The organism is Paracoccus sp. JM45 (assembly GCF_003590715.1).
In the GTDB taxonomy this organism is placed as follows: Bacteria; Pseudomonadota; Alphaproteobacteria; order Rhodobacterales; family Rhodobacteraceae; genus Paracoccus.
Genome location: NZ_QQVY01000021.1, coordinates 1 through 24710 on the forward strand (window position 1 = coordinate 1; position 24710 = coordinate 24710).

Sequence of the window (24710 nt, forward strand, 5' to 3'; positions counted from 1 at the left end):
TTCGAGCACCGCATCCGAGAGCTGACGGCAGACAATCCGATGCTGTCCGCCGCGACCGAGCCGATGCTGCGGGCCCGGGCAGCCCTTCGGCAGGAGCTTGCGGGGCTGGTGGAACGCCGGGTCCGTCAGTTGGCGCAAGACGACCCTGTCTGTCACCGTCTGATGTCGATGCCGGGGGTCGGCGCGGTCGTGGCGCTGACTTACCGTTCCGCAGTTGATGATCCCTCGCGGTTCACGTCGTCGAAAAAAGTCGGGCCATGGGTCGGCCTCACACCTTCACGCAATCAATCAGGCGAACGCGACATCTCTGGCGGGATTACCAAAGCAGGGGACGTCAACCTGCGGCGCGCACTGTGCCAAGCGGCGACGGTCATGATGCATCGTGGCCGCTCGACATGGCTAAGAACATGGGCAGTGCAGGTGGCGCGCCGTCGTGGTGCAAAACGGGCCATGGTCGCCCTTGCCCGGCGCATCAGTGTGATCCTCCACCGGATATGGACTGACGGCTCAACCTTCCGATCCGAGATTGAGGCTCCGCATGCAGCCTGATCGGCCAAGCGCTCTACCGCTGCCTGCCTGACCGCAGGCCTTCGAGGTCCCCGAGGGACGCGGTTCCGATGATGCCGTGGTCAGGACTGTTGCCGAACCACATCGAGCACGCCAATGAGATGGGCACATCGGACCTGCATTGAACCAGCATCATGTTGGCGGCCTACGCGCCGACCACGGACCGAAGCATGCACCCAGGTGATCTCAGACGAAGGTGGTTGTGCCAGACGTGCCACGATCAGACCAAACCTCAAACCGCTATTCTGCGGACAACGGCTCATGCGCGAAAACGCTTGACTAAGACGACCCCGTTACCGAAGACGACCCCGTTGCCGAAGTCCTGACCTTAGGCACAGCCCCTGATCGAGATTGGCTATTTTCAGAATCCAGCCTTAATTTTCTCAAATTCGACGATCATTTGCTCACGCATCTGATTGTCCAGTGGACCTTGCACCAGGACCGGTGCGGACACCTCACCGAGGCCGACACTGTCTAGCACTTCAGATCCCAAAGATGCCATCTGTGTTTGGTTGCCGCTGCCGTAACCCCAGGCGTCCACGATATAGTCGGTGGTGGCAGGCTCCATCCAAGCGTTGAGGAAATCATACATCAAATCTTCGGAGTTTGGCCCGTCGACGACATTCACATAGCCGCAGAACCAGGAAGACGATCCTTCAGCGGCTTCGCGATTAATCGCGACAGGAATGCCTTCGCCGATAAGCGTTGTAGGTGTCTCGTTCCATGCCCATGCCAAAGAAACCTCGCCCGTGGTCATCAGCTGCGCAAGCTCGGCGTTATCAGCCCAATATGTTACAACATTGGGATGAGCCTGACGCAACCAAGCAGAGGCGGCCTCAAACTGTTCTTGTGTCACATCGCTCCAATCGATCACACCTGTCGCTAAAAGCCCGAGCGCATAAACGTCATCGACATTGTTGGGCAGCGAAACCCGGCCAGCAAATTCCGGGTCGAGAAAAGCCTGCAGGCTGTCCATTTTAGACGCATTAACCAGATCAGTGCGGTAGACAAGGGACGTCGTGCCCCAGTCGGTCGGCAACATGTAGTAATCGCCGTCAATCACGAAGGCTTCCTTTACCTCGTTCACATCATCCCAGCGATCAATGCGCGACGTATCAAGCGGTTCGATCAAACCGGCCAACTGCCATTTCGATACGGATTGCGAGCATGGGTGTGCTACGTCGACCTCAAACCCTGCGCGCAATTTCTGGAAAGCTTCTTCTTCTTCGCCAAAAAAGGAATAGTTTGGCGGGCCGCCGTGTTCTTTGATGTAGGCCCCGATAAAGCCCGGATCTTCGAAGCCAGACCAATCCAAAACAATCAATTCCTGCGCTGCGGCGAGGGTTGGCATGGCAGCGACAGCGATTGCCGTCGTTGTTCGTTTCATGGTTCTTAGCATTCTAAATCTCCAATGTCGGTTAGCATTTAATCCAGCAGAAGAACCGCCGAAGCGCTCTCCCAGCCGATGCGGACTTGTTGTCCGATTTCTCTTAGTTCGCGGTTGCTGGTGTTGCGCATAGACACGACAACCGGTGTGTCAGAGCCCTCGAATTTGACATCGTAGTAAGTCAGCTCTCCACGGTACTCGACATCGGTCACGGTGGCGGGGGTCTCTTTGTCGTAGGCCATCGCGCCATCGTCCAGAATGGTCATCAATTCTGGGCGCACCCCCGCACAGTAGTGACTTGATGCGTCCGCGCCCGGTTGTGGGTTGAATGCAAGGTTCGCAACACCCAACCCTTCGATCCTGGTCGTCGCAATGTCGCCCTTCACCTCAAGGATGTCAGCTTTAAGGATGTTCATCGCCCCGAAGAATTCCGCCACACGTTTCGAGGCAGGTCGTTTATAGAGCGCTTGTGGAGAATCCAGTTGTGCGATTTGCCCTTCAAACATCACGGCGACGCGGTCCGACATCGTCAGCGCTTCTTCTTGGTCGTGGGTCACCAGAACGAAGGTAATCCCGAGGCTGCGCTGCAAACGGCGAAGCTCCGACTGCATTTGTTCGCGAAGTTTTCGGTCAAGCGCGGAAAGCGGCTCGTCCAGCAGCAAGACCTTCGGCTTCAGGATCAGTGCGCGTGCCAAGGCAACGCGCTGGCGTTGTCCGCCTGACAGCGCGTGGGCGGCGCGTTCGCCGTAGCCCGCGAGGCCCACCTTCCCCAGCGACTCCCTCACCATTTCGGCCGTTTTAGCCTTGTTTAAACGTTGCGAGCGGAGCCCGTAGGCCACGTTCTGCGCGACACTCATGTGCGGAAAAATAGCGTAGCTTTGAAAGACCATGTTTGTGGGCCGCATGTTGGGCGGCACGCCGACCATCGATTGACCGCCAATCATTACGGTGCCAGAATCGATCTCTTCGAACCCTGCAATGGTGCGCAACAGCGTTGTCTTACCGCTGCCTGATGGCCCAAGAAGCGAAAAGAACTCACCTTCATTTATGTGGCAATTCACATCACGCAACGCGTGGTACGTGCCATAATATTTTTCGATGTTGGAAAGTTTGATCATCGTTCTACAAAGCCCCGCTTGTCGCTTTTTGGTCAAGACGGCGCGCACTGCGCCGCCTCAGCAATTCTGAAAGTGTCAGAAGCACGACCGACAAGATCAGCAGAAGTGTGCCAAGGGCCATAACGCTGGGAATTCGCTGTGGAAAACGCAGTTGCGACCAAATGTAGACTGGCAGCGTGGGCTCGGTTCCTGAAAGGAAAAAGGCGATCACAAATTCATCCAGTGAAATGGTGAAGCCGATGAGTAAGCTGGACACCACGCCGGGCATAATTAACGGTAAGGTCACCCTACGAAACGTATTAATGCGGGATTCACCAAGATCGAGCGATGCTTCTTCTAAACTAGGATCAAGTTGCTGGAACGATGAGCGCAAGATTGCGATGCAGAACGGCGTGCAGATCAACACATGTCCCATAATGATGGTGTAGATAGAGAGCTTGAACCCCGCCAGAAGTACGACGGTGAGCAAAGACACACCGATAATAATTTCAGGCAAAAACATCGGCAGCATGATCGCACCGATCGCAAAGCCTTTGCCGGGAAACTGGTATCGGACCGTGGCCGACGTTGCCAATAGGCCGAGCATGGTTGCAATTATGGAACTGACGGAGGCAATGATTAGGCTGGTCCCGGCAGCTTTGCGCAATTCCTCTGCAGCGCCCAACGATTTTAACCAATTAAGCGTAAACCCAGACAACGGAAACGAGATAATGCTGCTGTCATTGAAAGCAAAGATTGGCAAAAGGAGTGTCGGTGCATAGAGAAAGATTACGAAGATAATCATAAACATTGTGAGAACGCGCCTGCTCATGCTGCGCCCTCCGCTTTCAGATAGCGGCGATTGAGCCAGACAAAGATACCTGCCACGCTGCTCACCAATAGCAGGGCCGATAACGCAAGTGCGGCTCCCAATGGGGCATTATTAGCATTCTTGAATTGGATTTCGATCATGTTGGCAATCATCAACCCGTCCGGTCCACCGACCAGTTTGGGCGTCACGTAGTCACCAATAGTCGGGATGAAAACTATGAGCGTGGCCGCCACAACACCGGGCATCGACAACGGCAAAGTAATTCGACGAAACCGTTGGAACGGGGTGTCGCCAAGGTCCTGCGCGGCCTCGAGATAAGACCGGTTTACCTTTTCCATCACCACAAAGATCGGCAATACCGCAAAAGGTAACCACGCGTGGCTTAGTGTGATAATAACGGCAAACTGATTGTAGCTGATCCAATCTAGCGGCGTGTCTATAAAACCCAACCCAATGAGCGATCCGTTGACCACCCCGTTGAAGCCCAAAATCACCTTCCATAGAAAAATCCGCATCAGATAGGACGTCCAAAACGGAATGGTGATCAAAAACACCAGCATCGCCTTGCGATTGTTGGGGGCTACAAACGACATGTAATAGGCCGCAGGATACGCAAGTCCGACTGTCAGCACGGTGACGATGATCGAGATCTTGAGCGAGCGTAGCATCAACGTCCGATAGATCGGACTTGTCCACGTTTCTTTGAAATTGGCGAGCGTGAATGTGCGGTCCAGTGTCAAGAAGTCCTGCGTCCAGAAGCTCATCGCAAGTAATATCGCCAAGGGTGCAGCCAACAGCAGGACAGAGAACGCTAGCGGCAGGCTAATCTGCGACAATCCGCGTCTCGCATCGGAATCCAGTTGCGCGCTTTTTATCATTTAGCCGCTTGCTCTGTGGGCAGCGCAATTGCAACAAGGGCACGCGTCATCGCTTCAATTCCTTCCGTTACATCTTGATATGTTCGGTTTTCCGAACGGGTGAAATCGAGAAACATCATGTTCGCGTTGTTAAAGAGCGTCCTGCCAAAAACCGAGCTATCAAGGTCGCCGCGTAACATGCCACGTGACTGCAGGCCCTCTGCCAATGCAACGACATGATCACTCAGCACGCGGTCAGATCGGCGCAGGCGTCGTGCTTCGTCTGATGTGACGTCCGCGAAGGATATCGCAAATCCCTTACGCCAAAGCGCCTTGTTCAGAAGCACCATGTCCGGTGCGAAGTATTGAAGGAGGAAGGCGCTGAAAATGTCCGCCGCGGGGGCATTGAAATCCGGCACGAATGTCTGCCCCATGTCCTCAAGCCGCTCATTTTCGATGGCGATCAGGGTCATCAGAATCTCGTTCTTGCCTGGGAAGTAGTTATAAAGCGTCCCCACCGAGACCCTCGCCAGTTCGGCGATGTGTTCAGCCTTCACAGCCTCAAATCCGTCACGCCCGAATAACTCGGCCGCGGCGTCAAGGATCTGCTGCGTTCGTTCGATCTTCTGTTGTTCACGTAATCCCATGACAATCATGTAAGCGCGCTTATGCGCAGAAATCAACAAAAATTATAGTTGAATTTAAAATTATACCTGACTATAAAAATAGCAACACTGCGCAGTTCGGATGCAGAAATGCGGCGCGACAACTGGCGTCTTTTCAAAGGACACAACATGACAGACACATCAGACCGCCCAACCGACGTCCGCCGCGAAGACAGCCACATCGTGCGCCCTTGGCAGGATATCACCGCGCTTGGACAAGATGAGGCAACCGTGCTTGAGGGAAGTTCAGGCATTTATGTTAAAGACGCTGATGGCAATAACCTGATCGACGGCCCAGGCGGTATGTGGTGCGTCAACGTCGGCCACGGTCGCCGCGAGATCATCGACGCCGTCGTGAACCAGATGCAGGAGCTTTCCTACTTTTCGCCTTGGACGATGTCCGCGCCCATCACAACAAAACTGGCCGAACGCATGGCCAGCATCGCGCCTGGTGATCTGAATAATGTCTTCTTCACCACAGGTGGGTCTACGGCTGTTGATTCAGCGTTGCGCTTTGTCTTTTTCTACAACAACTGTCTCGGTCGTCCCGAGAAGAAGCAGATCATTTCGCGTGTGAATGGATATCATGGCAGCACTTACCTGAGCAGCAGCGTATCAGGCAAGAAAAGCGAAAAGGCACATATGGATATGGCTAAGGGTCTGGGCCATTTCATCTCTAGCCCCAAGCCCAAGGATCGGCCAAAGGGAATGTCGATTGAAGACTTCGGCGATATGTTGATCGCAGAACTTGAAAACAAAATTCTCGAGGTCGGCGCGGACAAGATCGGAGCCTTTATCGCAGAACCGGTCATGGGTTCGGGCGGTGTTATTGTTCCGCCGGAGGGGTACTTCAAGCGCTGCCAAGAGATATGTAAGAAGTACGATATTCTCTTTATTGCAGATGAAGTCGTTACATCCTTCGGGCGATTGGGGTACTATTTTGCATCGGAGGACGTATTTGGCGTTGTGCCCGACATGATCACGACGGCCAAAGGCATGACATCGGGATATTTGCCGATGGGCGCGCTGCTTATTTCGGATCGTCTAATCAATGATATCAACGCATCCACGCATGAGTATCGCGCGTTCACGTCCGGTTTCACTTATTCCGGTCACCCCGCATCGGCAGCCTGCGCTATGGCGAACCTCGACATCTTTGAAGACAGCAAATTGCTCGAACACGCGCGCGATATCGCGCCATATTTTGCCGAGGCCATGAAATCTCTAAACGATCTACCAGTTGTAACCGACGTGCGTGTCGTCGGTCTTATGGCAGGTGTCGAATGCGAACTTGACGCGGGCAATCCCGACGAAGACCGCGACTGCGCCTTTGCCGCGAAGGTAGATGAAGCATGCCAGGCCCTTGGATTGCTCGTGCGCCCGATTTACAATTCCTGCGTCATGTCACCGCCACTTACGATTACAAAACCTCAGATCGATAAAATGGTTTCTATCCTTCGTGCGGGAATTATAAAGGCCGCCGCAGAGGAGTAACCAGAGGGATCATTCTCTCAACCGCTATAAATGACCGGTTTGTCCGCGAGGTGTGAATTCGACCACTGGTGCTCACTGTGATCACCGGTGTTGTGGCATCAGTCCAGATCACAGACGGCGCTTCAGTTTAGCAAAGCAGACGTAAAAACTACTCCGTTCTGAAATATGAACCTACTACGCATTATCATCGGCACGTTTCATTATCGTTTGGCAACTATGGCCCGTGGACAATCATACTTCCCATAGGTTTTGATTTCTGATTCAAATCTCCCAAACGGAGGTTGGGATGAACGAGCAGCGCTTTGTGGTGACGGATCGTGTGTGGCGGCGGCTTGAGCCGCATTTGCCAGGTAAAGCCAGCGACGCGGGGGCTACGGCAAATGATAACCGTCTGTTTCTGGAAGCGGTGTTCTGGCGCGTTCGCACCGGGTCTCCATGGCGCGATCTGCCGCCCGCCTTCTGCAACTGGAACAGCCAGTTCCGCCGCTTCCGCAGATGGGCGAAAGCAGGGGTTTTCGAGAGCCTTTTCATAGCCATGAGTGGTGACCCCGACCTTGAATATGCCCTCATCGACGGCACCATCGTTCAGGTTCACCAAAAGGCAACCGGCGCAAAAGGGGGACTCAGGCTCAGGCCATCGGACGCTCGCGTGGCGGTCTGACGACTAAAATCGTCGCGCTTGTGGATGCGCTCGGCAATCTGATCCGTTTCCTGCTATTGCCCGGGCAGGTACATGACACAAAAGGCGTCGCGCCTCTGATCCGTAACGTTCCCTTCGGGGCTCTTCTGGCAGACAAAGCGTTTGACGCGAACTGGCTTCTAGAAGAACTGGATGCACGTGGGGCAAGCGCCGTGATCCCACCGAAATCAAACCGAAAGCAACAGCGCAACTACGACGCAGACGCTTACAAGTGGCGCCATATGGTTGAAAACTACTTCGCAAAGATCAAGGAATTCCGAGGTATAGCAACACGCTATGACAAGACCGATTGCAGCTACACCGCCAATTGGAACCTAGCTGCAGCCCTGATTGCTTCAAGATGAATGTCCACGGGGCCTAGGCGAGAAGATCGTCAAAGCGTCGATTTAAGATGATCGAAATGACGTTGCGCCATGCCGCGATAGGATTTCCAGCCTTCCGCTGTGGCCTTTGCGACGTCATCGTTCAACACGGCCAGCGGCTTCCCGGATGAGAGGGCAAGTATCTGTGTCTGTGCGGCTTTCTCAAAAAAGTAGAGATCCTCAAATGCATCGGCGACTGTGGGGCCGGTCACAGTGATGCCGTGATTGCGCATGACTAGAACGGTGTTGTCTCCTATCGCTTGCGCAAGGTGGGCGCCCTCGGCCTCGCTGTCGGAAATTCCGCCGAACTCCAGATCATATCCGATCCGGCCCCAAAACCGCGCGGTGTTGTTGTCGATCGGTAGCAAGGTGGGGTCCTCTAGGCTTGCCAAAGCCGTCGCATAGGGCGAATGGCAGTGCAGGATCACGCGCGCGGCGGGAATTTCACGGTGCAACGTGCCATGGACGGCCCATGCAGAAGGGTCCGGTGCATTGTCGCCGAGCATTGTCTGGTCATCATCCACATCCAGCAACAGCAAGTCGTCGGGGTCAATCGTCGCGAAATGCTGCCAGCATGGGTTCAGCAGAAACTGACGCCCGTCGTCGGACACGGCGGCGCTGAAATGGTTGCCGACGGATTCGCTCCATCCGAATTGATGGCAAAGGCGGAAAGCAGCGGCGAGATCTTCACGCAGCGCTGCCATTGTATCAACTTCTGAATGTACATTCATGATTTAAACCGCCCTTCAGAGACCAGCGACCGATAAGTCGAGCGCATTTCCGCCCTGTCTGTATATGTGCCGCGCAAATAACGCTCACCGCTTGTCGCAGAATATGCGGCACGGCCATGCACGATGCGGTGGTTGTCAAAGACGATACACTCCGTCGCTTGGAGCGTAAACTTCATGATGTATTTATCATCCTGCAGCAGTTTTCCGAAGCGGCAGAAAGCGGGGTAATAGGTGTCCAGCAGCTCCTGCGGCAGGTCGATCAGATCCAGCATATGCTGGCTGATTGTTAGGCCGGATACTGCACCATTCTGGTCGAGCTCAATCACGCGCTGATAGCTCCGCATGTCGTAATCATCGTGTTCGCAGTAGAACGGCACGTCGATCTCGGACAGCAGTTTGAAGCCTTCCGGGTCGATATTGCGAAAGTCATTGGCCGCGGCAACGCCATCCCCGAACAGGTTCAACCCACCTTCTACGCTGTTGGCGCGCATGTGCAGATATTGAATACCGGGCGCTGCTTCTTCGGCGGGGACATCTGTGTGCAGTTCAAGGGCCGCGGCGGTATAGGCGCTGTTGGTCGGTTTGATATGCGTCCGTACGTCGAAATAATCGCCAAAGAAGGTCGGGCGTACTGTTCCGGCCAAGTTTGCAAGCTCCGTGAGCGCTCCATCTGTGTCGGGCATCTGGGTCACGATCGAAATGCCTTCGACGATCATCGACTCAAGCCATGCGGTGCGCTTGGTGTGGTCTGTCTTCAGCTCATCAAGTGTGAAGCGTGTCACATCCGCGAAGTGATCTCCGAACCACGGTTTGCGTGGCAATTGGGCAGGGTCGGGCCGCGCCGTGCCCTTTGCATAGGTCTCAAGCGTTGCCAGCGGCATGCGCGTGACGTGGTCTTCGTCCGCCCATGTGATCAACAAATGCTCATCTTCGACCTGTACAGCACCGGCCCGCGGAGGGAGGTCCAGATGAAAGATATCAAAGGTACGTTCGCGCGTACCGCCGTTGAAGGATGCAGGGCAATTATCCCGCAGCCAATAGTAATTGAAATAGGCCATTTCCGCATTCGAAAGAGTGATGCGAAGGCCGTTTTCTTGCAATAAAATCTGAGCTGTTGGAGAGGTTTGTATGTTCATGATTTAGGCCCTCAGGAAGTGATGATTAACACTATTCTCAAGCAAATAAGCCATTTGAAAAGCCGGAAAAGTCGGAATATAAGTTAACGTGGGTGTTAACTTATGACTGATCGATCCTTCCTCCATGCGCTTGAGACGCTTGAACTGGTGTGCCGCCTTGGGTCAATGCACCAGGCGGCGGCACGGTTGAATGTTTCGCCACCGGCAATCACGCGGGCCATTCGTTTGTTAGAGAGCGAAGTCGGTGCCACGCTCATGGACCGCAGCACAAAACCCGCGCGGCCAACCGAAGCCGGAGAGCGGCTGGCCCGCGCCACGCGGAACGGCTTGGCCCTTATCGAAGACACCATCGCTGACATCCGCACCGAAAACAGCAGTAACGATAACCACGTCACTTTGGCCTGCACCATCGGCATGGCGACCTACTGGCTGATGCCGCGCTTACCGAATTTTTATGCCAGACACCCGTCGATCACGGTCAATGTTCAGGCCCCGCCCCTCGACCGTCCGGTGCTCTCGCGCGGCATTGACATTGCGCTGCGCTATGGCAGGGGGGATTGGCAAGACGGCGAGACCATCAAACTTTTTGACGAACGAATTTGCCCGGTGGGTCGGCCGGACGTGATCGGACGTGCGTTGAAACAGGGCGGGCTGTCGCAAGCGTTGCTTATCGATGTGCGATCAACGAGTCAGCACTGGCTGGGATGGACGGAATACCTGAGGGCCTCGGGTGAAACGTTCAGGCCCCAGGGTGAGGTGTTCGACAACTACATTCAGGCTGTGCAGGCGACGCTGGATGGTCGCGGGCTGATGCTTGGGTGGAAGTCGATCACATCAGAGCAGGTGAGTGACGGCACCTTTGGCTCATGGCCCGGCGGCGACAAAGATGTCGGGACAGCCTATTTTATTTCGTCGTCAAAAACCGGGGGTAGGAAAGCGGCGGCCCAATCGTTTGTTAAGTGGGCTGTCGACATGGCGCGGGACCAATAGTCCCGCGCGGTCCAGTGAAAGCCCGGAGATAACGATTTCAGCGCCCTTTCCAGACCGGGGCCCGCTTTTCTGCAAAGGCGCGCGCACCTTCGGCGTTATCCTCAGATCCGTAAAGCACATCAACCGTCTTTAGCTGGCGTTTGGTGACCCGGTTCAGGGTGTCCTGAAAGTTGCTGTCTTCAGCATCACGCACGATTTCTTTGATCGCGGCATAGACCAGCGGCGGCCCCGAGGCCAAAAGACGGGCCATATCCCACGCCTGTGCCATCAGATCATCCGCTGCGTGGATGCGGTTGACAAACCCCCAGCGGTTGGCTTCTTCGGCGTCCAGCCAGCGGCCTGTGAACAGCATTTCCATTGCGATGTGGTATGGAATGCGTTTTGGCAATTTGATGGAGGCGGCATCGGCCACCGTGCCTGATGTGATTTCGGGCAGCGCGAAACTTGCATGATCAGCCGCCAAGATAACGTCTGCCGACAGAGCGAGTTCAAGCCCGCCGCCACAGCAAATACCGTTCACCGCAGCGATCACCGGTTTGTTCATGTCGCGCAATTCCTGCAGGCCCCCAAAGCCGCCTACGCCGTAATCACCATCTACTTCGTCGCCATCCGCGGCGGCTTTCAAATCCCAACCGGGGCAGAAGAATTTAGTCCCCGCGCCTGTGATAATCGCCACGCGCAAATCAGGGTCATCGCGAAAGGCCTCAAAGGTTTTACCCAAGATACGGCTGGTGTGCAGATCAATGGCATTAGCCTTTGGGCGGTCCAGAGTGATTTCGAGCACGGCACCCTCTCGGCGCGTTTTCACCGGGCTTGTCATGTAGTTCCTTTCACCAAAAGCGTATCGGCGATGATCGCTCGGTCTTTTGTACAGATGAGGGGATTAATTTCGATTTCGGAAATTTCGTTGGCGTGGTCGGTGACGAAGTTTTGCAGTTTTAGGACCGCGTCAACAATGGCGTCTATGTTGGCCGCCTCGCCACCGCGATAGCCGGACAACAGGGGGGTTATTCTTAACTTTGATAAGGCGCGGCGAATATCGGCATCCGTGCTGGGCAGCAGCAAAGATTGTCCGTCCTCCAGAATTTCCGTTAGCGTGCCCCCGGCAGCCAAAGTTAGGACAAACCCGTGGGCGGGGTCCGCGACGATGCCCAACAACAGCTCCGCAACTTTACCGGAGATCATTTTTTCGACGAGGAAGGTTTCGGCCTGCATTGCCTGCGCCGCCGCGTTGACTTGTTCCGCGTCAGTGAGGTTCAGCTTTACCGCGCCAGCTTCGGTTTTATGGGCGACCCCTTCGCCTTTAAGGACCACGGGAAAACCGATCAGTTCGGCGCAAGCGATCACATCCGCAGGGGCGATGCCTGCACGGCTTTTGGGGACGTCCAAGCCGTATGCCGAAAGGGCCCGTTTGGCATCGCCTTCGGTGGCCGTGATGGTGGTTGTAAAGCTGGGGGCGCGCAGCAGTGGGTGGTAATCTTGAGGTATCGCGCTGCGCGCTGCGCTAATTGCTTCGCAGGCGGTGCCAAATTCGCACAGCGGCACGATCCCCGCGCCAAGAAGCCGTTTCGCAATCGCTTCGGGCAGGTTTTCGACGATAGACCCAACCACGCCAAAGGGACGGCCCGTTTGACGAGCAGCCTCCTCGATCGCCTCGATTGCGATCATCCATTCATCTGCGGTGCAGCTGTCCAAACGCGGGAAATCAAGCACCACAAGCGTCAGATCGATATCATCGCCTGTCATGGCCGCGAATACCGCCGTCATAGCCGCTTTATCGCGCCAGATTTGCGTGTGGTAATCCAGAGGGTTCGCCAGATTGACCAGCGAACTAAGGTGCTGCGAAAGTGTATCTGTCTGCTCGGATGTCAGCGGTGGAAACGTCAGGCCATATTGTGCGGCAGTATCCGCCATAACGCTTGCCTCGCCACCTGAACAACTTAAGGACGCAATTCGCGCTCCGGACAGGTGTCCATGGCAATGAAACAGCTTCAACGTTTCAAGCAGTGCGGCGGGGGAACCGACCCGCGCAATGCCAAGCCGCGCCATTACTGCATCCGAACCGGCGCTGCTTCCGGCGAGCGAGGCCGTGTGCGAAATGGTTGCTAGCTGCGATTCTTGCGAGCGGCCAACCTTCAACGCCACAATCGGTTTGCCCAGCTCGCGCGAAAGCCTTGCCAATCCCTCAAACGCCGCGATGTCGCCGAAGCTTTCGATGTAAAGCCCAAGCGCCGTCACGCGGTCGTCGCGGATGACAGTTTGGGCGATACTGGCAAGCCCTTGTTGGGCCTGATTGCCCGCAGTGATGGTATAGGCAATCGGCAATCCGCGTTGCTGCATCGTGAGATTAATCGCGATGTTGGACGACTGCGTAAGGATCGCTACGCCCCGTTCAACGGGCACCAACCCATGTTGATCCGGCCAAAGCGCCACCCGATCGACGGCATTCAGAACCCCGTAACAATTTGGCCCCAGAATGGGCATTCCCCCTGCTGCGGCCAGCAATTGGTCATTCAAAACGGCGCCGTCGGCGGTTTCTTTGAAGCCGCTGGCAAAACACACAGCGCCACCGGCACCCATCTGGTTCAATTCGCTGACTAGACCGATGGTTGCGGTGCGGTTCACCCCGATAAATGTGGCATCTGGCGCGTCCGGCAAATCAGCAAGCGTTTTGAAGGCTGGCAAACCACCGACAACGTCCTTTTGGGGATGAACGGGCCAAATATCGCCCTTAAAACCAATTTTCTGGTTCTGCTCGATCACGGCGTCACACCATGCCCCGCCACCGACTACAGCAATGGATCGTGGGCGCAGGAGCCTTTCAAGATTACTCATACCCGCGGTCCTATGCGCCAAGGGGGCGCAATAGATCGCGGCTGATGATATGCCGCTGAATTTCAGATGTGCCATCCCAAATCCGTTCGACCCGCGCATCCCGCCAGAACCGTTCAATGGGAAAGTCATCCATCAAGCCCATGCCGCCAAAGATTTGCAGGGTGGCATCCGTCACCCGGGCCAGCATTTCGGAGGCGTAAAGCTTTGCACTGGCGATTTCGCGGTTCGCGGGCAGGCCTTGATCCAACCGCCATGCTGCCGCCAAAGTCAGGTGATCCGCCGCATCGATTTCGGTGATCATGTCGGCAAGCTGAAAGCTGATGCCCTGATACTTGCCGATTTTCTGACCAAACTGTTTGCGTTCAGCCGCGTAATTTAACGCCATGTCAAAGCAACGTCTTGCGCGTCCCACAGACATAGTGGCGACCGTGATCCGCGTGGCGTAAAGCCATTCGTTCATCACCGCAAAGCCGCCATCAACCTCGCCCAGAACCTGAGCATCGGGCAGGCGGCAGTTGTCAAATTCGAGAATCATGTTCTTGTAGCCGCGGTGCGAGACGGATTTGTAGCCATCGCGGATGGTGAAACCGGGGGTGCCGCGGTCGACCAGGAAGGTCGTGATGCGTTTTTTTGGGCCGCGCGGCGTGTCGTCTTCGCCGGTTGCCACAAAGACGATCACGAAATCCGCATGGTCCGCGCCAGAGATGAAATGCTTGGTTCCGTTCAGAACCCAGTCACCGCCATCGTGTTTGGCCGTACATTTCATGCCACGCACATCGGACCCGGCATCGGGTTCGGTCATGGCCAGCGCATCCATCTTTTCGCCGCGGATGGCGGGAGTGAGGTAGCGGTCGATCTGATCGTCCTTGCAGGCCATCAAGATATTCTGCGGCCGCCCGAAAAAGTGGTTCAACGCCATAGAGCCGCGGCCCAATTCGCGTTCTACCAGCGCGAATTCAAGATGCGACAGACCGGCTCCGCCAACTCTTTCGGGAAAGTTGCAGGCATAAAACCCAAGATCCAGCGTCTTTTGCTTGATTGCCTGCGCGACGTCATGGGGGACCTCGCCAGTGCGCTCCACCTCGGCCTCGTGGGGGTAGATTTCCTTTTCCACGAAGGACCGCACGGTGGAGACGATCATCTCTTGTTCTTCAGTCAATCCAAAATGCATCAGCTATGCTCCGGCTTGGGCAGGGCCGCTTGGGCCGCAATGATGGATGCGAGCTTGTCGCTCACATGCACTGCAGGGTCGCAAGATTTGCGAGTTTCCAGACTGACGTGCAGCAGGAACTGGTTGCAGGTCGCCACCACATCTCCAGTGGCGTTTTTCAATTCGTGGAACAGCCGCAGCTTTTTACCCGCACCCTCTAGAATGGTCGTGACAACGGTAACGTTGTCGCCTGCATCGCATTCGTTGCGGAATTTCGTGTGGGTATCGGCGGTAAAATAGCTGAAACCCGATTTGATATAGGCGTCATCGGCCCCGATCATGCGCATGAGTGCATCGGCCGCGTCTGACCACAGCTGCCCATAGCGGCTTTCATTCATATGGCCGTTATAATCCGTCCAATCGATTGGAATGGCGCGGGCGACAGTGATGATGGGTTTGGTGAAGTCGGTGTCGGTCTGGGCCCCAAGGCGGGCGTCATGCGCGTTCAGCAATGCTCCCGCACCCCAGTCACGGCCTTTCAGTGAGCGCATCATGGATACGAGATTGTCGTCGCGAATGCGTTCAAGCTCGCGGATCGTATGGGCACCGGATTGTTCATCCGATTGGCTGGCGATCATCCGTACCAAATCATCGGTCAGTTCGGGCACATCCATCAATTTCGTCCAAGGCCACTGCAGACAGGGCCCGAATTGTTCGATGAAATGGGCCATTCCGGCTTCACCCCCCGCCACGCGGTAAGTCTCGAACAGGCCCATCTGCCCCCAACGCAGGCCAAAGCCAAACCGGATCGCGTCGTCAATTTCTTCGGTTGTGGCGATGCCGTCCTTGATTAGCCAAAGCGCCTCGCGCCAGACTGCTTCGAGAAAACGATCTGCCACATGCGCGTCGATTTCCTTGCGTAGTTTCAGTGGCTTCATGCCGATTTCGACGAGCACCGCATGCGCGCGCGTGGTTGCGGCACCGTCACCGACCAGTTCGATAAGCGGTAGCAGATAGACCGGGTTGAACGGGTGCGCGACGAAAATCTGGCTGGGGCGAAACGACCCTTGCTGCAGTTCGGACGGTTTGAACCCCGAGGTCGAAGATCCAATCAGCGCGTCTTTGCGGCAGTTGGACTGGATCTCGGCGAAGATCTTGTGCTTCATTTCAAGCCGTTCCGGCGCGCTTTCTTGAATCCAGTCGGCGTCCGCGACGGCTTCGGCCAAAGTTGGGACGATTTTCACCTGACCTTCTAGCGGCAAGGCGACCTCGGACAGGGCGGGCAGAGACCGGCGTGCGTTTGCCATGACTTCGCTGATTTTGCGTTCTGCTTCGGGATCGGGGTCGAAAATCGCGACCTCCCATCCCGACAAGGCAAAGCGCGCGGCCCAGCCGCCGCCAATGACACCGCCGCCGATGATTGCTGCTGTTTTGGTCATCGCGGTGCCTGCTTTGTCAGATTCAGTTTGTGGCGCACGGCATCAGGGCCCATGATGGTTGCCCCCATGCTTTCGATGATAGTGACGGCACGCGAGACAAGCGCTTCGTTCGTGGCAAGCTCGCCTTTGCTGAGCCACAGGTTATCCTCAAGCCCGACGCGCACATGGCCCCCTGCCAAAACAGATGCGGCCACATAGGGCATCTCGTCACGGCCGATTGAAAAGGCAGACCAGTTCCAGTCGTCAGGCACATTGTTAACCATCGCCATAAAGGTGTTCAGGTCATTGGGCGCGCCCCATGGGATGCCCATGCAGAGCTGCACCAGCGCGGGAGAAGACAACACGCCATCTTTAACCAGTTGTTTCGCATACCAAAGGTGGCCGGTATCAAAGGCCTCGATCTCCGGCTTCACACCAAGCGCTTCCATACGTGCACCCATCGTCGTCAGCATGCCGGGCGTGTTGGTCATCACGTAATCGGCTTCGGCAAAATTCATCGTGCCGCAATCAAGGGTGCAAATCTCGGGAAGGCAGTCTTCGATATGCGCCAGCCGTTCCTCGGCGCTGACCATATCGGTCGCATCGTTCAGCGGCAGCGGGGCGGACGGTGGGCCAAAGACTATGTCACCCCCCATGCCTGCGGTGAGGTTCAGGATCACGTCGACCTCGGCATCGCGGATGCGTTCGGTCACTTCGCGGTATAGTTTCGGATCGCGTGAGGGCACGCCGGTCTCGGGGTCGCGCACGTGACAATGCACAATTGCCGCACCGGCTTTGGCGGCGGCGATGGCTGAATTGGCAATCTGTTCTGGGCTGCGGGGAACGTGGGCCGACCGGTCTTGGCTGCTGCCGGAACCAGTCACTGCGCAGGTGATAAAGACATCACGGGTCATCTGCAGGGGCATCTTGGTCTCCTTTTAGCTTTATTTGCATACTACCCGGATTGATTGGCAGGGATGTGCAGTGCTAGACAGGAACATGCAGGAAAAGACAAAATTACCGCACGATACTGTTAAGATCGATATTCTGTTGTTCGATGGTTTTTCGAACCATTGTCTCGCCAATACTCTGGAGCCGTTTCGCGCCGCGAACACCATCACCGGGCAGGCGCAATATGAATGGCGGCTGCTTTCGCTTGAGGGGGGGCTCGTGCAGTCTTCAAGCGGGATGTTGGTGCAGACCGAAATGGCCACCGCGACGAAGCCCCCCTGTGATTACTTCATGGTGACCGCCAGCTATGGCCACCTTGCGCTGAGCAGCAGTCAGGTGCTGTCCGCGCTGCGGGGGCTTTGCGCAAATGCGAAATGTCTCGTGGGGCTCGATATGGGGGCTTGGCTGCTGGCGGCTGCAGGGCTATTGGACGACAGGCCCGCGACCATCCATGGTCACCTTTTTAAAAGCTTTTCAGAGAGGTTTCCGCAGGTAGATGCCCGGCAAGAGCGGTTTGTCATAGACGGCAACCGGATCACCTGCGGTGGTGCCATGGCGTCCTTTGATCTGGTCCTAACCCTGATCGGGGCACACTGCGGCGAGATCACCCGGCTCGATGTCGCGTCGCTTTTTCTCCATGAAACCAATCAACCGTTGGGGGCTACGAACAACATATCTGTGCGGTCCAAACTGGTGTCTCGGGCGCTGGTCCTTATGGATGAGACTATCGAAGCACCGGTGCCGATCCCGACGATTGCACGTCACTTGGGGTGTTCGCTTAAAAGCCTGCAAAGACGATTTGCATGCAGTCTGAATGCGACGCCGGGCCAAGTCTATCGGCATAGGCGCTTGATCGCTGCCAAGAGCCTGGCCGAAGGCACCAATCTGTCGATCTCCGAGATCGCCACGCGCTGCGGTTACGAAAATGCAAGTTCGATGACGCGCGCCTTCAAGACCCAGTTTGGCACGACGCCCATGGATTTGAGGGCGGACTGATAAGGCTTCCTTGATCTTCTACAGTTAAGGTTGAATCCCCCTCCAACCGCTGCCGCCGCTATCCCGGCACGTGGTTCTGGAACCGTCGAAACAACAAGGCGATGACCCCGGCGATGATCATATGAAGCACAGCCAGCAAGATCAGCGGCTCATAGACGATAAACGTATCCGACCTTACGCTGGAGGACACGGCACAAAGCTCCAACACTGTGACCGTCGCGACCAAAGATATGCCTTGAGCTGCAGAATGTTTTCGCCACCCAATGTCGGTAGCATATTGCGGATCGCCTGCGGCAGCCAGATGTGGCGGAGCATGGTGAAACGCGGCATGTCGAATGCGTTGGCAGCCTCAAGCTGCCCCTTACTCCTACTGGCGAACGCGCAGCGCACGACTTCGCCTTCGTAGCCCGCATAAGACAGCGTCAGCGCAAGTAACGCGTAGGACCAAGCAGGAAGCTGGTCGGATTGTCTTCAAGCCGAATTACATGCCCAAAAAATATGCATCGGGATGGTACCAATCTCAGGATTACTTTTCTGTATTGCGACACTCGCGTCCGTATTGGAAGACAGTTTGCGACTGAAGGCCGGCACATATAAGTGCGCTCAGGACGCGGAAGTCTAGGCAAGAGGCAACCAGAATTCCACCGTTGTCAGATCATTTGTGGCGGCGGAATAAGATATAGAACAGATGCTCAGAAAGCACCTCTACGTAAGGACGTCTGCAAGTTAATTTCACCCTGTTCGAAACTGTTTGCTGACAGAATTTTGAAGTCCGGAAGCGGCTGCATCCCGCATCTTGTTTGATGAGACTGACCGCAGCGTATAGATAGTTCAAGGTGTGACCGTCTGAGAGGCTTTGAAAGTCCGTTCTCGTGAAACCGCTGCATTGCCAGACAGCCCACGTAAGCGGATGCTGCATCAGCAAACACCCGGAAGAGCAACGGCGGTTTTTCGCGCTCTGCCGACCTTCATCCTAGAAAAATGCTGTACGACGGACGAATGGCAGTTCTGGTGAAGCTGCGCCGCAGCGCTCGGCCGTAAGCGAACGGCAGGCATGGGCCTATTTTGTTGAAAAAGTCGGGCGGGCTCAAAGCAGCCTGAATTTTTAGAACGCTTGTTTTCGCCAGCGGGGATAGCGCCCCGTTCAAGAGGCAAATTCGCCCTCTGGCAGAACAAAATTCTGATCTAGCGCCTGCCGACGCGGATCGAAGGAGTTTTTCAACAGCATCGGCCCATAAAGGACCTTACAACCTAAACGCTGGTGATGCTTAGATCTCCTGCCGAAAAAGGTCGAGGAAAAGCGTAACTGCCGGGGGCGGATGGCGTCGGCTCGAGTAGTAGGCGTGATAGCCGGAGAACGGTGGCGACCAGTTTCCGAGAACCTCGATCAGCTGGCCGTCCTGCAGAAACGGAGCTGCCAGATCCTTTAGCATGTAGGCCAGTCCCATCCCCGCACAGGCAGATGCGACAAGCGCGTCGCCATCATTGACGATAATCGACGATGTGACCCTTACCGTCTCGGTCCGGCCATCCCTTTCGAACGACCAGGGCGACAAGATACCACCCGCATTCCGGAACCCGATGCAGCGATGCCGAGACAGGTCGCGGGGCGTGTCCGGAGCTTTGCAGGCGTCAAGATACTCGGGCGCGCCGACGACGACAGAGCGCAGGGATGGCCCGACGGGGACAGAAATCATGTCCAGTTCCAGGTTGTCGCGCATTCGGATTCCGACATCGAACCGCTCTGCGGCAATATCGACGTATCTGTCGTCGACGCTCAACTCTCCCTCGATATCAGGATGCGCGGCAAGCAACTTGGAGAAGGCCGGCCATACAAGCGCATCCGCCGCGTGTTTGCCGCAGGTCACCCCGAGGCTCTGCGCCGCCGCGGTGAATCTTCGCGTCTCTGCCACGCGGCTGAAGGTGATCAGGTCGGAGAATCTACGTGGGTCCATTTATTAGACAAGCTACTGATCGCGACAATTTTCAAGGATCTAATCGGCAAGCACGAAGATCCCCTAATATGACAGGCAACAAACGAAAGGACTGGCAGGATGACTGACAAGGTGTGGTTCATCGTAGGCGCTGCCAAGGGGCTGGGGTATCTCATCGCGCGGGACGCATTGCGCGCAGGCGATACGGTCGTGGCGACTAGCCGGACCGTCGACGGGTTGGGCGACCGCCTCGCCGTATCTGACGACCGGCTGCTCGTCTTGCCCCTTGACGTGACAGATGCGGATGCCGTCGCAAAAGTCCATGACGCGGCCATCAAGACCTTTGGACAGATCGACGTGCTGATCAACAATGCCGGTCGCGCGCAGCGTGGCTTTTTCTAGACGATCCGCGACGATGACGTGCGCCGGCAGTTCGAGATCAACGTCTTCGGGGCGATGAACGTGGCCCGCGTCGTGCTGCCGACGATGCGCCGACAGCGGTCGGGTCTGATGGTGACGATTTCTTCCGTGAACGGCGTCGTCGCCAACCCGGGTGGGTCGATCTACTCCGCCTCGAAGTTTGCCCTCGAGGGCTGGATGGAGGGCCTTGCCGAAGAGATCGCGCCGCTTGGCATCCGGTCCCTGATCGTCGATCTGGGCATGATGCGCACGAACTTCCTCGATCCCTCCACCGCGCGGCAGGGCGACATGGAGATCGAGGATTATGCCGAGGCAGTTTCGGCATTCCGCGGATTCATCTCGCAGGCGAACGGTGCGCAGGACAACGACCCTGAAGAGCTTGCTGCGCTGATCGTCGAGGAGGCATCGTCCGACGCACCCGCCCGGCGACTGCTGTTCGGTGCGGACGCCCATGACTGGGCCGGTGCGAAATGCCGCCAATTGGCCAGTGAAATCGACGCATCGAAGGCACGCACTTGATCCGAGGTCACGGCAGCTTTGTCCGCAGACTGTGAGTTCGACCAATCTCAAATTTTGCAGACGCGGCGAATGTCAGGAATGCGGGCTGCGACCGCAGCACTTAGGTGGCACGGCCAATGGCTGGTTTGGGCCGGGGAGCGACGCGCGCGCCCGCGATGACTAGGCGCGACATCTACTGCACTGCCGAAAGTCCGCTCCGAGCCCAGACTTACCGATGCTGCGGAGCGCTTGAATGTCCGCTATCGTCAGAGCGGCCTAAAACCTTCAACAACCTTATGGATTTTGAACGGGGTTTATGGAAGCGTCAATCGGGGTAGTTTAAGGTTGTGCCAAAAAGGAGCGTTTCTGGCGTCTTCAGTCGGTTATTCGTTACGCAGATTTGTCATCTTGAAATCTTAAAGATAATGAACTCCCAAGCCTGATGGCCTCGTCACGAGGTCTATTAGTGGAGCATCTTATGATACCAATTCCAATTTTGTCGCTCGCAGCCATCTTGATCATATTGGCTTTTTACGCTGCAACTCTGGCTTGGCTGGTTTGGACACTATGTATCATTCTAAGCGCAAAGGTTCGGTGTCGGTTGGGTCCATGGCGTATTTTTGTCTATGCCATTCTTGCGGCGATGAGTTGTCTTACAGTTTTATATCACTACGATCTCCATCAGCAGGCTGCCGACTTTAAAATGAAGTTTGAACCGGTACTGTCTAAAAATAGCTTTATAGGAGGCATAGATATGCCGGCCGGTACTAAGCTGGTAGTAAATGCCCCCTACGACTTCGAGACCTTCAGGGAAGCTAAATTTCCATATCCGGTACGCATTAGTGGCACTGACGCATTGTTCGCAAAGCGTTATCTCACAACAGAAACCGATGAAGAATATCGCATACTGGGTTACACTCCTCTCAATATTCGCCTGACGGGCATTGGTGAAGGTCTGGAAAATGAATGGCGATGTGATGCTACTCATCCGATAACCCTGCAAACCCGCAGTGATGGCAGTGTCAAAGCATTCGAAAGCTGCATGGCGGCAGTTGGTAATCGCGTTGAAAATCAACCTTTGCCAAAAGGGGCGGAGATTATAGCAACAGATGGAAGCGTTTACACCGACGGGTTTGTTGCCTCGGATCGCTGGCTTATTTACTTACCAGCCGACTCGGAGCTTAGCGTTGAGAATAAAACTCAAATTGGGGGCGTGATCCGGCTTGATGCTGAGCGTAGGATTATTACGAAACCTTTGAGATAAACCTGTTTCAGAAGGCTATCCCCAAAAGCGACTGATTATGGTGATCTAATGGGCGCTCAGGTCTAAACGCTATAAGAAATCATTTTTCGTCAAAAATTAAAATTTTAATATTGCCATTCAAAAATGGAAATTTATATATGCCGTCTTTGCTCCTAATATACCTTGTTCCTGCTCTATTAATTATTTCTATAATTGGGGCAATATTTTCTACAGGAAAGTGCAAAGTTCTATGGTTAGTCATAGGCGCTTCAATTGCGTTATGCATGCTTGTTATTTTCATCACGCTTATCTCGGTTATTCAATTCCCTGGCAGTTAAAGTGGGCGTTGTTGCAGTCAGGATTAAGGGAACCGCGATAATAATTTTGCTCATTCTAGGGCTGAACTATTTAAGCACACCAAGATCAATATGCAGAACTACGAACATTCAAAAACGAGAGCTTTTGGTGTGATATTGAAGCTTTCTACCACCGACATTCTACGTCATTAGACTTGTGTAATTTATATCGGGTAGTCGAACTGTTCTCCTCACCTAATGTCGAGTAAATGCCGTCCCCACCGCATCCATCATCTGTAAGGCGAAATTGGCTCGTCTCGATCATGATTCCGGTAGAATCATTCGATAGCACTTCAAATTGACCGCCATCGCATTCCACACCAAAATTCAATGGTTCATTGAAGTTTCCAGCAAGCTCGGAAACTCGCATTCCCCCATAACCATCGCGCGCTGCATGACCCTGATCTGCCAACTGAACCTGAACATCAGCGGCTACTCCCCACTCTGCCTGAGTGAACAGAATGCTCATGCGCTCAACCACCTGCTCTGGATGTTGGGCAAGATGGTCGCTGGAATATTCTCTGGTATAGCATCCCATAGGCACTTCTTGCGCAATCGCCGGTGTGGCGACAAAGATCAGTAAAGTCAGAGCCGAGAGTTGGTACACGTTAAATTCCAAAATACTGTATATTATCTAGGTGCCTTGACCTGCACCCCGGAAGTTCCCTCAGTCTGATGTAGAGTCTGCCCAACCTTTGCGCTGCTCCCCATCTTTGGACCGCCGGAAGCTGGATTTTTACGGCCTTTTCACGATGACGGGCTGGTGACGCCATCGGGATAATGCATGGCGATCGGGACGTTATATCCGATCGCACTGTGGGGCCTGTCTTCGTTGTAGTGCCTACGCCAATCCTCCAGCTTTTCGCAGGCATCCGCAAGGCTCATGAACCAGTGCGCGTTCAGGCATTCGGCCCTAAGCTTACTGTTGAAAGCTTCGATGAACCCGTTGTCGGTCGGTTTGCCCGGCCGTGAGAAATCCAGCGTGACGTCGTTGGCATAGGCCCAAAGATCGAGGTCGCGAGAGATGAATTCGCTGCCGTTGTCGACCCTGATCGTTCTCGGATACCCGATCTGCCCGATAACCCGGAGATCCGTCTGGAAATGAACAAGATCGCGCAGATGCATCGCCGGTTCGGTTATCTGCGCATTGGCGTCCTGCTGGAGCGCGTGGGCATGATTATGAACGAAAAGAAGCTTTACCGGATTTACCGGGAAGAGGGCCTGTCAGTGCGCCGTCGTAGAGGCCGGAAACAGGCGCGAGGCAGCCGCACACCAATGCCAGTGCCATTGCGCCTGAACCAGCGCTGGTCCTTGGACTTCCTGTCCGACACTTTCGGAGCCTGTCGAAAATTCCGCATCCTGGCGGTCAATGACGATTGCTGCCGCGAAAAACCTATGCCTGGTCCCCGGCACCAGCATCTCCGGGGCCAGGATCGCCCGGGAGTTGGATGCGCTGGTCCGGATCTATGGGAAACCCGCCTGTATAGTTTCCGACAAAAAACCTATGCCTGGTCCCCGGCACCAGCATCTCCGGGGCCAGGATCGCCCGGGAGTTGGATGCGCTGGTCCGGATCTATGGGAAACCCGCCTGTATAGTTTCCGACAACGGAACGGAGTTCACCAGCAAAGCGATCCTGAAATGGGCAAACGACAACAAGGTTGAATGGCATTACATTGACCTCGGCAAGCCGCAGCAGAATGGTTACATCGAGTCATTCAACGGCAGCCTCCGCGACGAATGCCTCAACGAAGAGATCTTCGACAGCCTGACCGACGCCCGCCGAACGCTGGCCCTCTGGCGCTACGATTACAACAACGTCAGGCCGCATTCATCGCTCGGCAATAAGACACCAGCAGAAGCGCGCCTAGCACTTGAGCTACTTGATGGCATCGCGCCCGGCGCGCTTGCCACACCCGAAACCGACGACTATCAAAACCAAGGCCTCTCGTTATGACTGAGGAAAGACCGGGGGGCAGGTCAGCCGGGAAAAGCCAGCGACGCGGGGGCTACGGCAAATGATAACCGTCTGTTTCTGGAAGCGGTGTTCTGGCGCGTTCGCACCGGGTCTCCATGGCGCGATCTGCCGCCCG

General features: G+C 55.5%; 21 protein-coding genes and 6 pseudogenes. 10 read left to right on the forward strand and 17 right to left on the reverse strand.

What is annotated here, in order from left to right; genetic code table 11:
• Positions 1-549: transposase (locus DWB67_RS15645; protein ID WP_147385948.1), on the forward strand; the 549-nt coding region annotated here is incomplete at its 5' end.
• A gap of 379 nt (positions 550-928) precedes the next feature.
• Here DWB67_RS15645 and DWB67_RS15650 read toward each other — a convergent pair.
• From DWB67_RS15650 to DWB67_RS15670, 5 genes are read right to left on the reverse strand one after another with little or no spacing between them, the layout of a single operon-like run.
• A complete protein-coding gene (locus tag DWB67_RS15650) occupies positions 929-1954 on the reverse strand; it encodes a PotD/PotF family extracellular solute-binding protein (RefSeq protein WP_119808518.1) in 1026 nt (341 codons plus the stop codon).
• A 38-nt stretch (positions 1955-1992) separates the two neighbouring features.
• Positions 1993-3072, reverse strand: a complete 1080-nt coding sequence (locus DWB67_RS15655) for an ABC transporter ATP-binding protein (protein ID WP_119808519.1) — start codon at positions 3070-3072, stop codon at positions 1993-1995.
• A gap of 4 nt (positions 3073-3076) precedes the next feature.
• A complete protein-coding gene (locus tag DWB67_RS15660) occupies positions 3077-3883 on the reverse strand; it encodes an ABC transporter permease (RefSeq protein ID WP_119808520.1) in 807 nt (268 codons plus the stop codon).
• Positions 3880-4761, reverse strand: a complete 882-nt coding sequence (locus DWB67_RS15665; protein WP_119808521.1) for an ABC transporter permease — start codon at positions 4759-4761, stop codon at positions 3880-3882. Before DWB67_RS15665 ends, DWB67_RS15660 begins: the two co-directional genes overlap by 4 nt.
• Positions 4758-5396 carry a TetR/AcrR family transcriptional regulator gene (locus tag DWB67_RS15670; RefSeq protein ID WP_119808522.1) on the reverse strand — a complete coding sequence of 213 codons (639 nt, stop codon included), beginning with the start codon at positions 5394-5396 and terminating at the stop codon, positions 4758-4760. The genes DWB67_RS15665 and DWB67_RS15670 overlap by 4 nt, the downstream gene beginning before the upstream one ends.
• A 138-nt stretch (positions 5397-5534) precedes the next feature.
• On the opposite strand from DWB67_RS15670, the gene DWB67_RS15675 reads away from it, so the two are divergent.
• Together DWB67_RS15675 and DWB67_RS15680 are read left to right on the forward strand one after the other, a co-directional pair.
• Positions 5535-6899: an aminotransferase gene (locus DWB67_RS15675; RefSeq protein WP_119808523.1), complete on the forward strand. Its 1365-nt coding sequence runs from the start codon at positions 5535-5537 to the stop codon at positions 6897-6899.
• A 286-nt stretch (positions 6900-7185) separates the two neighbouring features.
• Positions 7186-7943, forward strand: a pseudogene (locus tag DWB67_RS15680) (IS5 family transposase).
• Positions 7944-7972: 29 nt separating this feature from the next.
• Here the strand turns inward: DWB67_RS15680 and DWB67_RS15685 are convergent.
• A complete protein-coding gene (locus DWB67_RS15685) occupies positions 7973-8665 on the reverse strand; it encodes a class II aldolase/adducin family protein (RefSeq protein WP_255418714.1) in 693 nt (230 codons plus the stop codon).
• 23 nt (positions 8666-8688) lie between these two features.
• Positions 8689-9828 (reverse strand): TauD/TfdA family dioxygenase, encoded by a 1140-nt coding sequence (locus tag DWB67_RS15690; protein WP_119808526.1) that lies wholly within the window; start codon positions 9826-9828, stop codon positions 8689-8691.
• A gap of 102 nt (positions 9829-9930) precedes the next feature.
• On the opposite strand from DWB67_RS15690, the gene DWB67_RS15695 reads away from it, so the two are divergent.
• Complete coding sequence (locus DWB67_RS15695; RefSeq protein WP_119808527.1) at positions 9931-10818, forward strand: LysR substrate-binding domain-containing protein; 888 nt, start codon at positions 9931-9933, stop codon at positions 10816-10818.
• A gap of 37 nt (positions 10819-10855) precedes the next feature.
• Here DWB67_RS15695 and DWB67_RS15700 read toward each other — a convergent pair whose 3' ends face one another.
• The 5 genes from DWB67_RS15700 to DWB67_RS15720 are packed head-to-tail and all read right to left on the reverse strand — an operon-like array spanning position 10856 to position 17147.
• Entirely contained in the window at positions 10856-11638 is a 783-nt protein-coding gene (locus DWB67_RS15700) for a carnitinyl-CoA dehydratase (protein WP_119808528.1), read from the reverse strand.
• Entirely contained in the window at positions 11635-13653 is a 2019-nt protein-coding gene (locus tag DWB67_RS15705) for an acetate--CoA ligase family protein (protein ID WP_119808529.1), read from the reverse strand. The genes DWB67_RS15700 and DWB67_RS15705 overlap by 4 nt, the downstream gene beginning before the upstream one ends.
• A 10-nt stretch (positions 13654-13663) precedes the next feature.
• Positions 13664-14824: an acyl-CoA dehydrogenase family protein gene (locus DWB67_RS15710; RefSeq protein ID WP_119808530.1), complete on the reverse strand. Its 1161-nt coding sequence runs from the start codon at positions 14822-14824 to the stop codon at positions 13664-13666.
• Positions 14824-16242, reverse strand: coding sequence for a carnitine 3-dehydrogenase (locus DWB67_RS15715; protein ID WP_119808531.1), 1419 nt, complete (start codon positions 16240-16242; stop codon positions 14824-14826). Before DWB67_RS15715 ends, DWB67_RS15710 begins: the two co-directional genes overlap by 1 nt.
• On the reverse strand, positions 16239-17147 hold the full coding sequence (locus DWB67_RS15720; RefSeq protein ID WP_119808532.1) for a 3-keto-5-aminohexanoate cleavage protein: 909 nt from the start codon (positions 17145-17147) through the stop codon (positions 16239-16241). The genes DWB67_RS15715 and DWB67_RS15720 overlap by 4 nt, the downstream gene beginning before the upstream one ends.
• Positions 17148-17220: 73 nt before the next feature.
• Here DWB67_RS15720 and DWB67_RS15725 point away from each other — a divergent pair, with 73 nt between their 5' ends.
• Positions 17221-18168, forward strand: coding sequence for a GlxA family transcriptional regulator (locus DWB67_RS15725; RefSeq protein ID WP_119808533.1), 948 nt, complete (start codon positions 17221-17223; stop codon positions 18166-18168).
• Positions 18169-18226: 58 nt separating this feature from the next.
• Here DWB67_RS15725 and DWB67_RS15730 read toward each other — a convergent pair.
• Positions 18227-18618 (reverse strand): annotated as a pseudogene (locus DWB67_RS15730) (ABC transporter permease subunit); the annotation flags it as partial.
• Between the two features lie 818 nt (positions 18619-19436).
• The gene (locus DWB67_RS15735; RefSeq protein WP_119808534.1) at positions 19437-20123 is read right to left on the reverse strand and encodes a LysR family transcriptional regulator; all 687 of its coding nucleotides are present in this window, start codon (positions 20121-20123) and stop codon (positions 19437-19439) included.
• Between the two features lie 99 nt (positions 20124-20222).
• Between DWB67_RS15735 and DWB67_RS15740 the strand changes: the two are divergent.
• Both DWB67_RS15740 and DWB67_RS17895 read left to right on the forward strand, forming a co-directional pair.
• Positions 20223-21041: pseudogene (locus DWB67_RS15740) on the forward strand (SDR family oxidoreductase).
• A 457-nt stretch (positions 21042-21498) separates the two neighbouring features.
• On the forward strand, positions 21499-22284 hold the full coding sequence (locus DWB67_RS17895; RefSeq protein ID WP_147385949.1) for a hypothetical protein: 786 nt from the start codon (positions 21499-21501) through the stop codon (positions 22282-22284).
• Between the two features lie 79 nt (positions 22285-22363).
• Here the strand turns inward: DWB67_RS17895 and DWB67_RS17900 are convergent, their stop codons facing one another.
• From DWB67_RS17900 to DWB67_RS15755, 3 genes and pseudogenes are all read right to left on the reverse strand, one after another.
• The gene (locus DWB67_RS17900) at positions 22364-22549 is read right to left on the reverse strand and encodes a hypothetical protein (protein ID WP_182911618.1); all 186 of its coding nucleotides are present in this window, start codon (positions 22547-22549) and stop codon (positions 22364-22366) included.
• Positions 22550-22746: 197 nt separating this feature from the next.
• Positions 22747-23238, reverse strand: coding sequence for a hypothetical protein (locus DWB67_RS15750; RefSeq protein ID WP_182911619.1), 492 nt, complete (start codon positions 23236-23238; stop codon positions 22747-22749).
• A gap of 128 nt (positions 23239-23366) precedes the next feature.
• Positions 23367-23690 (reverse strand): annotated as a pseudogene (locus DWB67_RS15755) (integrase core domain-containing protein); the annotation flags it as partial.
• Here DWB67_RS15755 and DWB67_RS15760 point away from each other — a divergent pair.
• The 3 genes and pseudogenes from DWB67_RS15760 to DWB67_RS15770 all read left to right on the forward strand — a co-directional run.
• Positions 23661-24102 (forward strand): annotated as a pseudogene (locus DWB67_RS15760) (IS3 family transposase); the annotation flags it as partial. The pseudogenes DWB67_RS15755 and DWB67_RS15760 overlap by 30 nt on opposite strands.
• A 16-nt stretch (positions 24103-24118) precedes the next feature.
• Positions 24119-24574, forward strand: a pseudogene (locus DWB67_RS15765) (integrase core domain-containing protein); the annotation flags it as partial.
• Positions 24575-24710: transposase (locus DWB67_RS15770; RefSeq protein WP_147385953.1), on the forward strand; the 136-nt coding region annotated here is incomplete at its 3' end.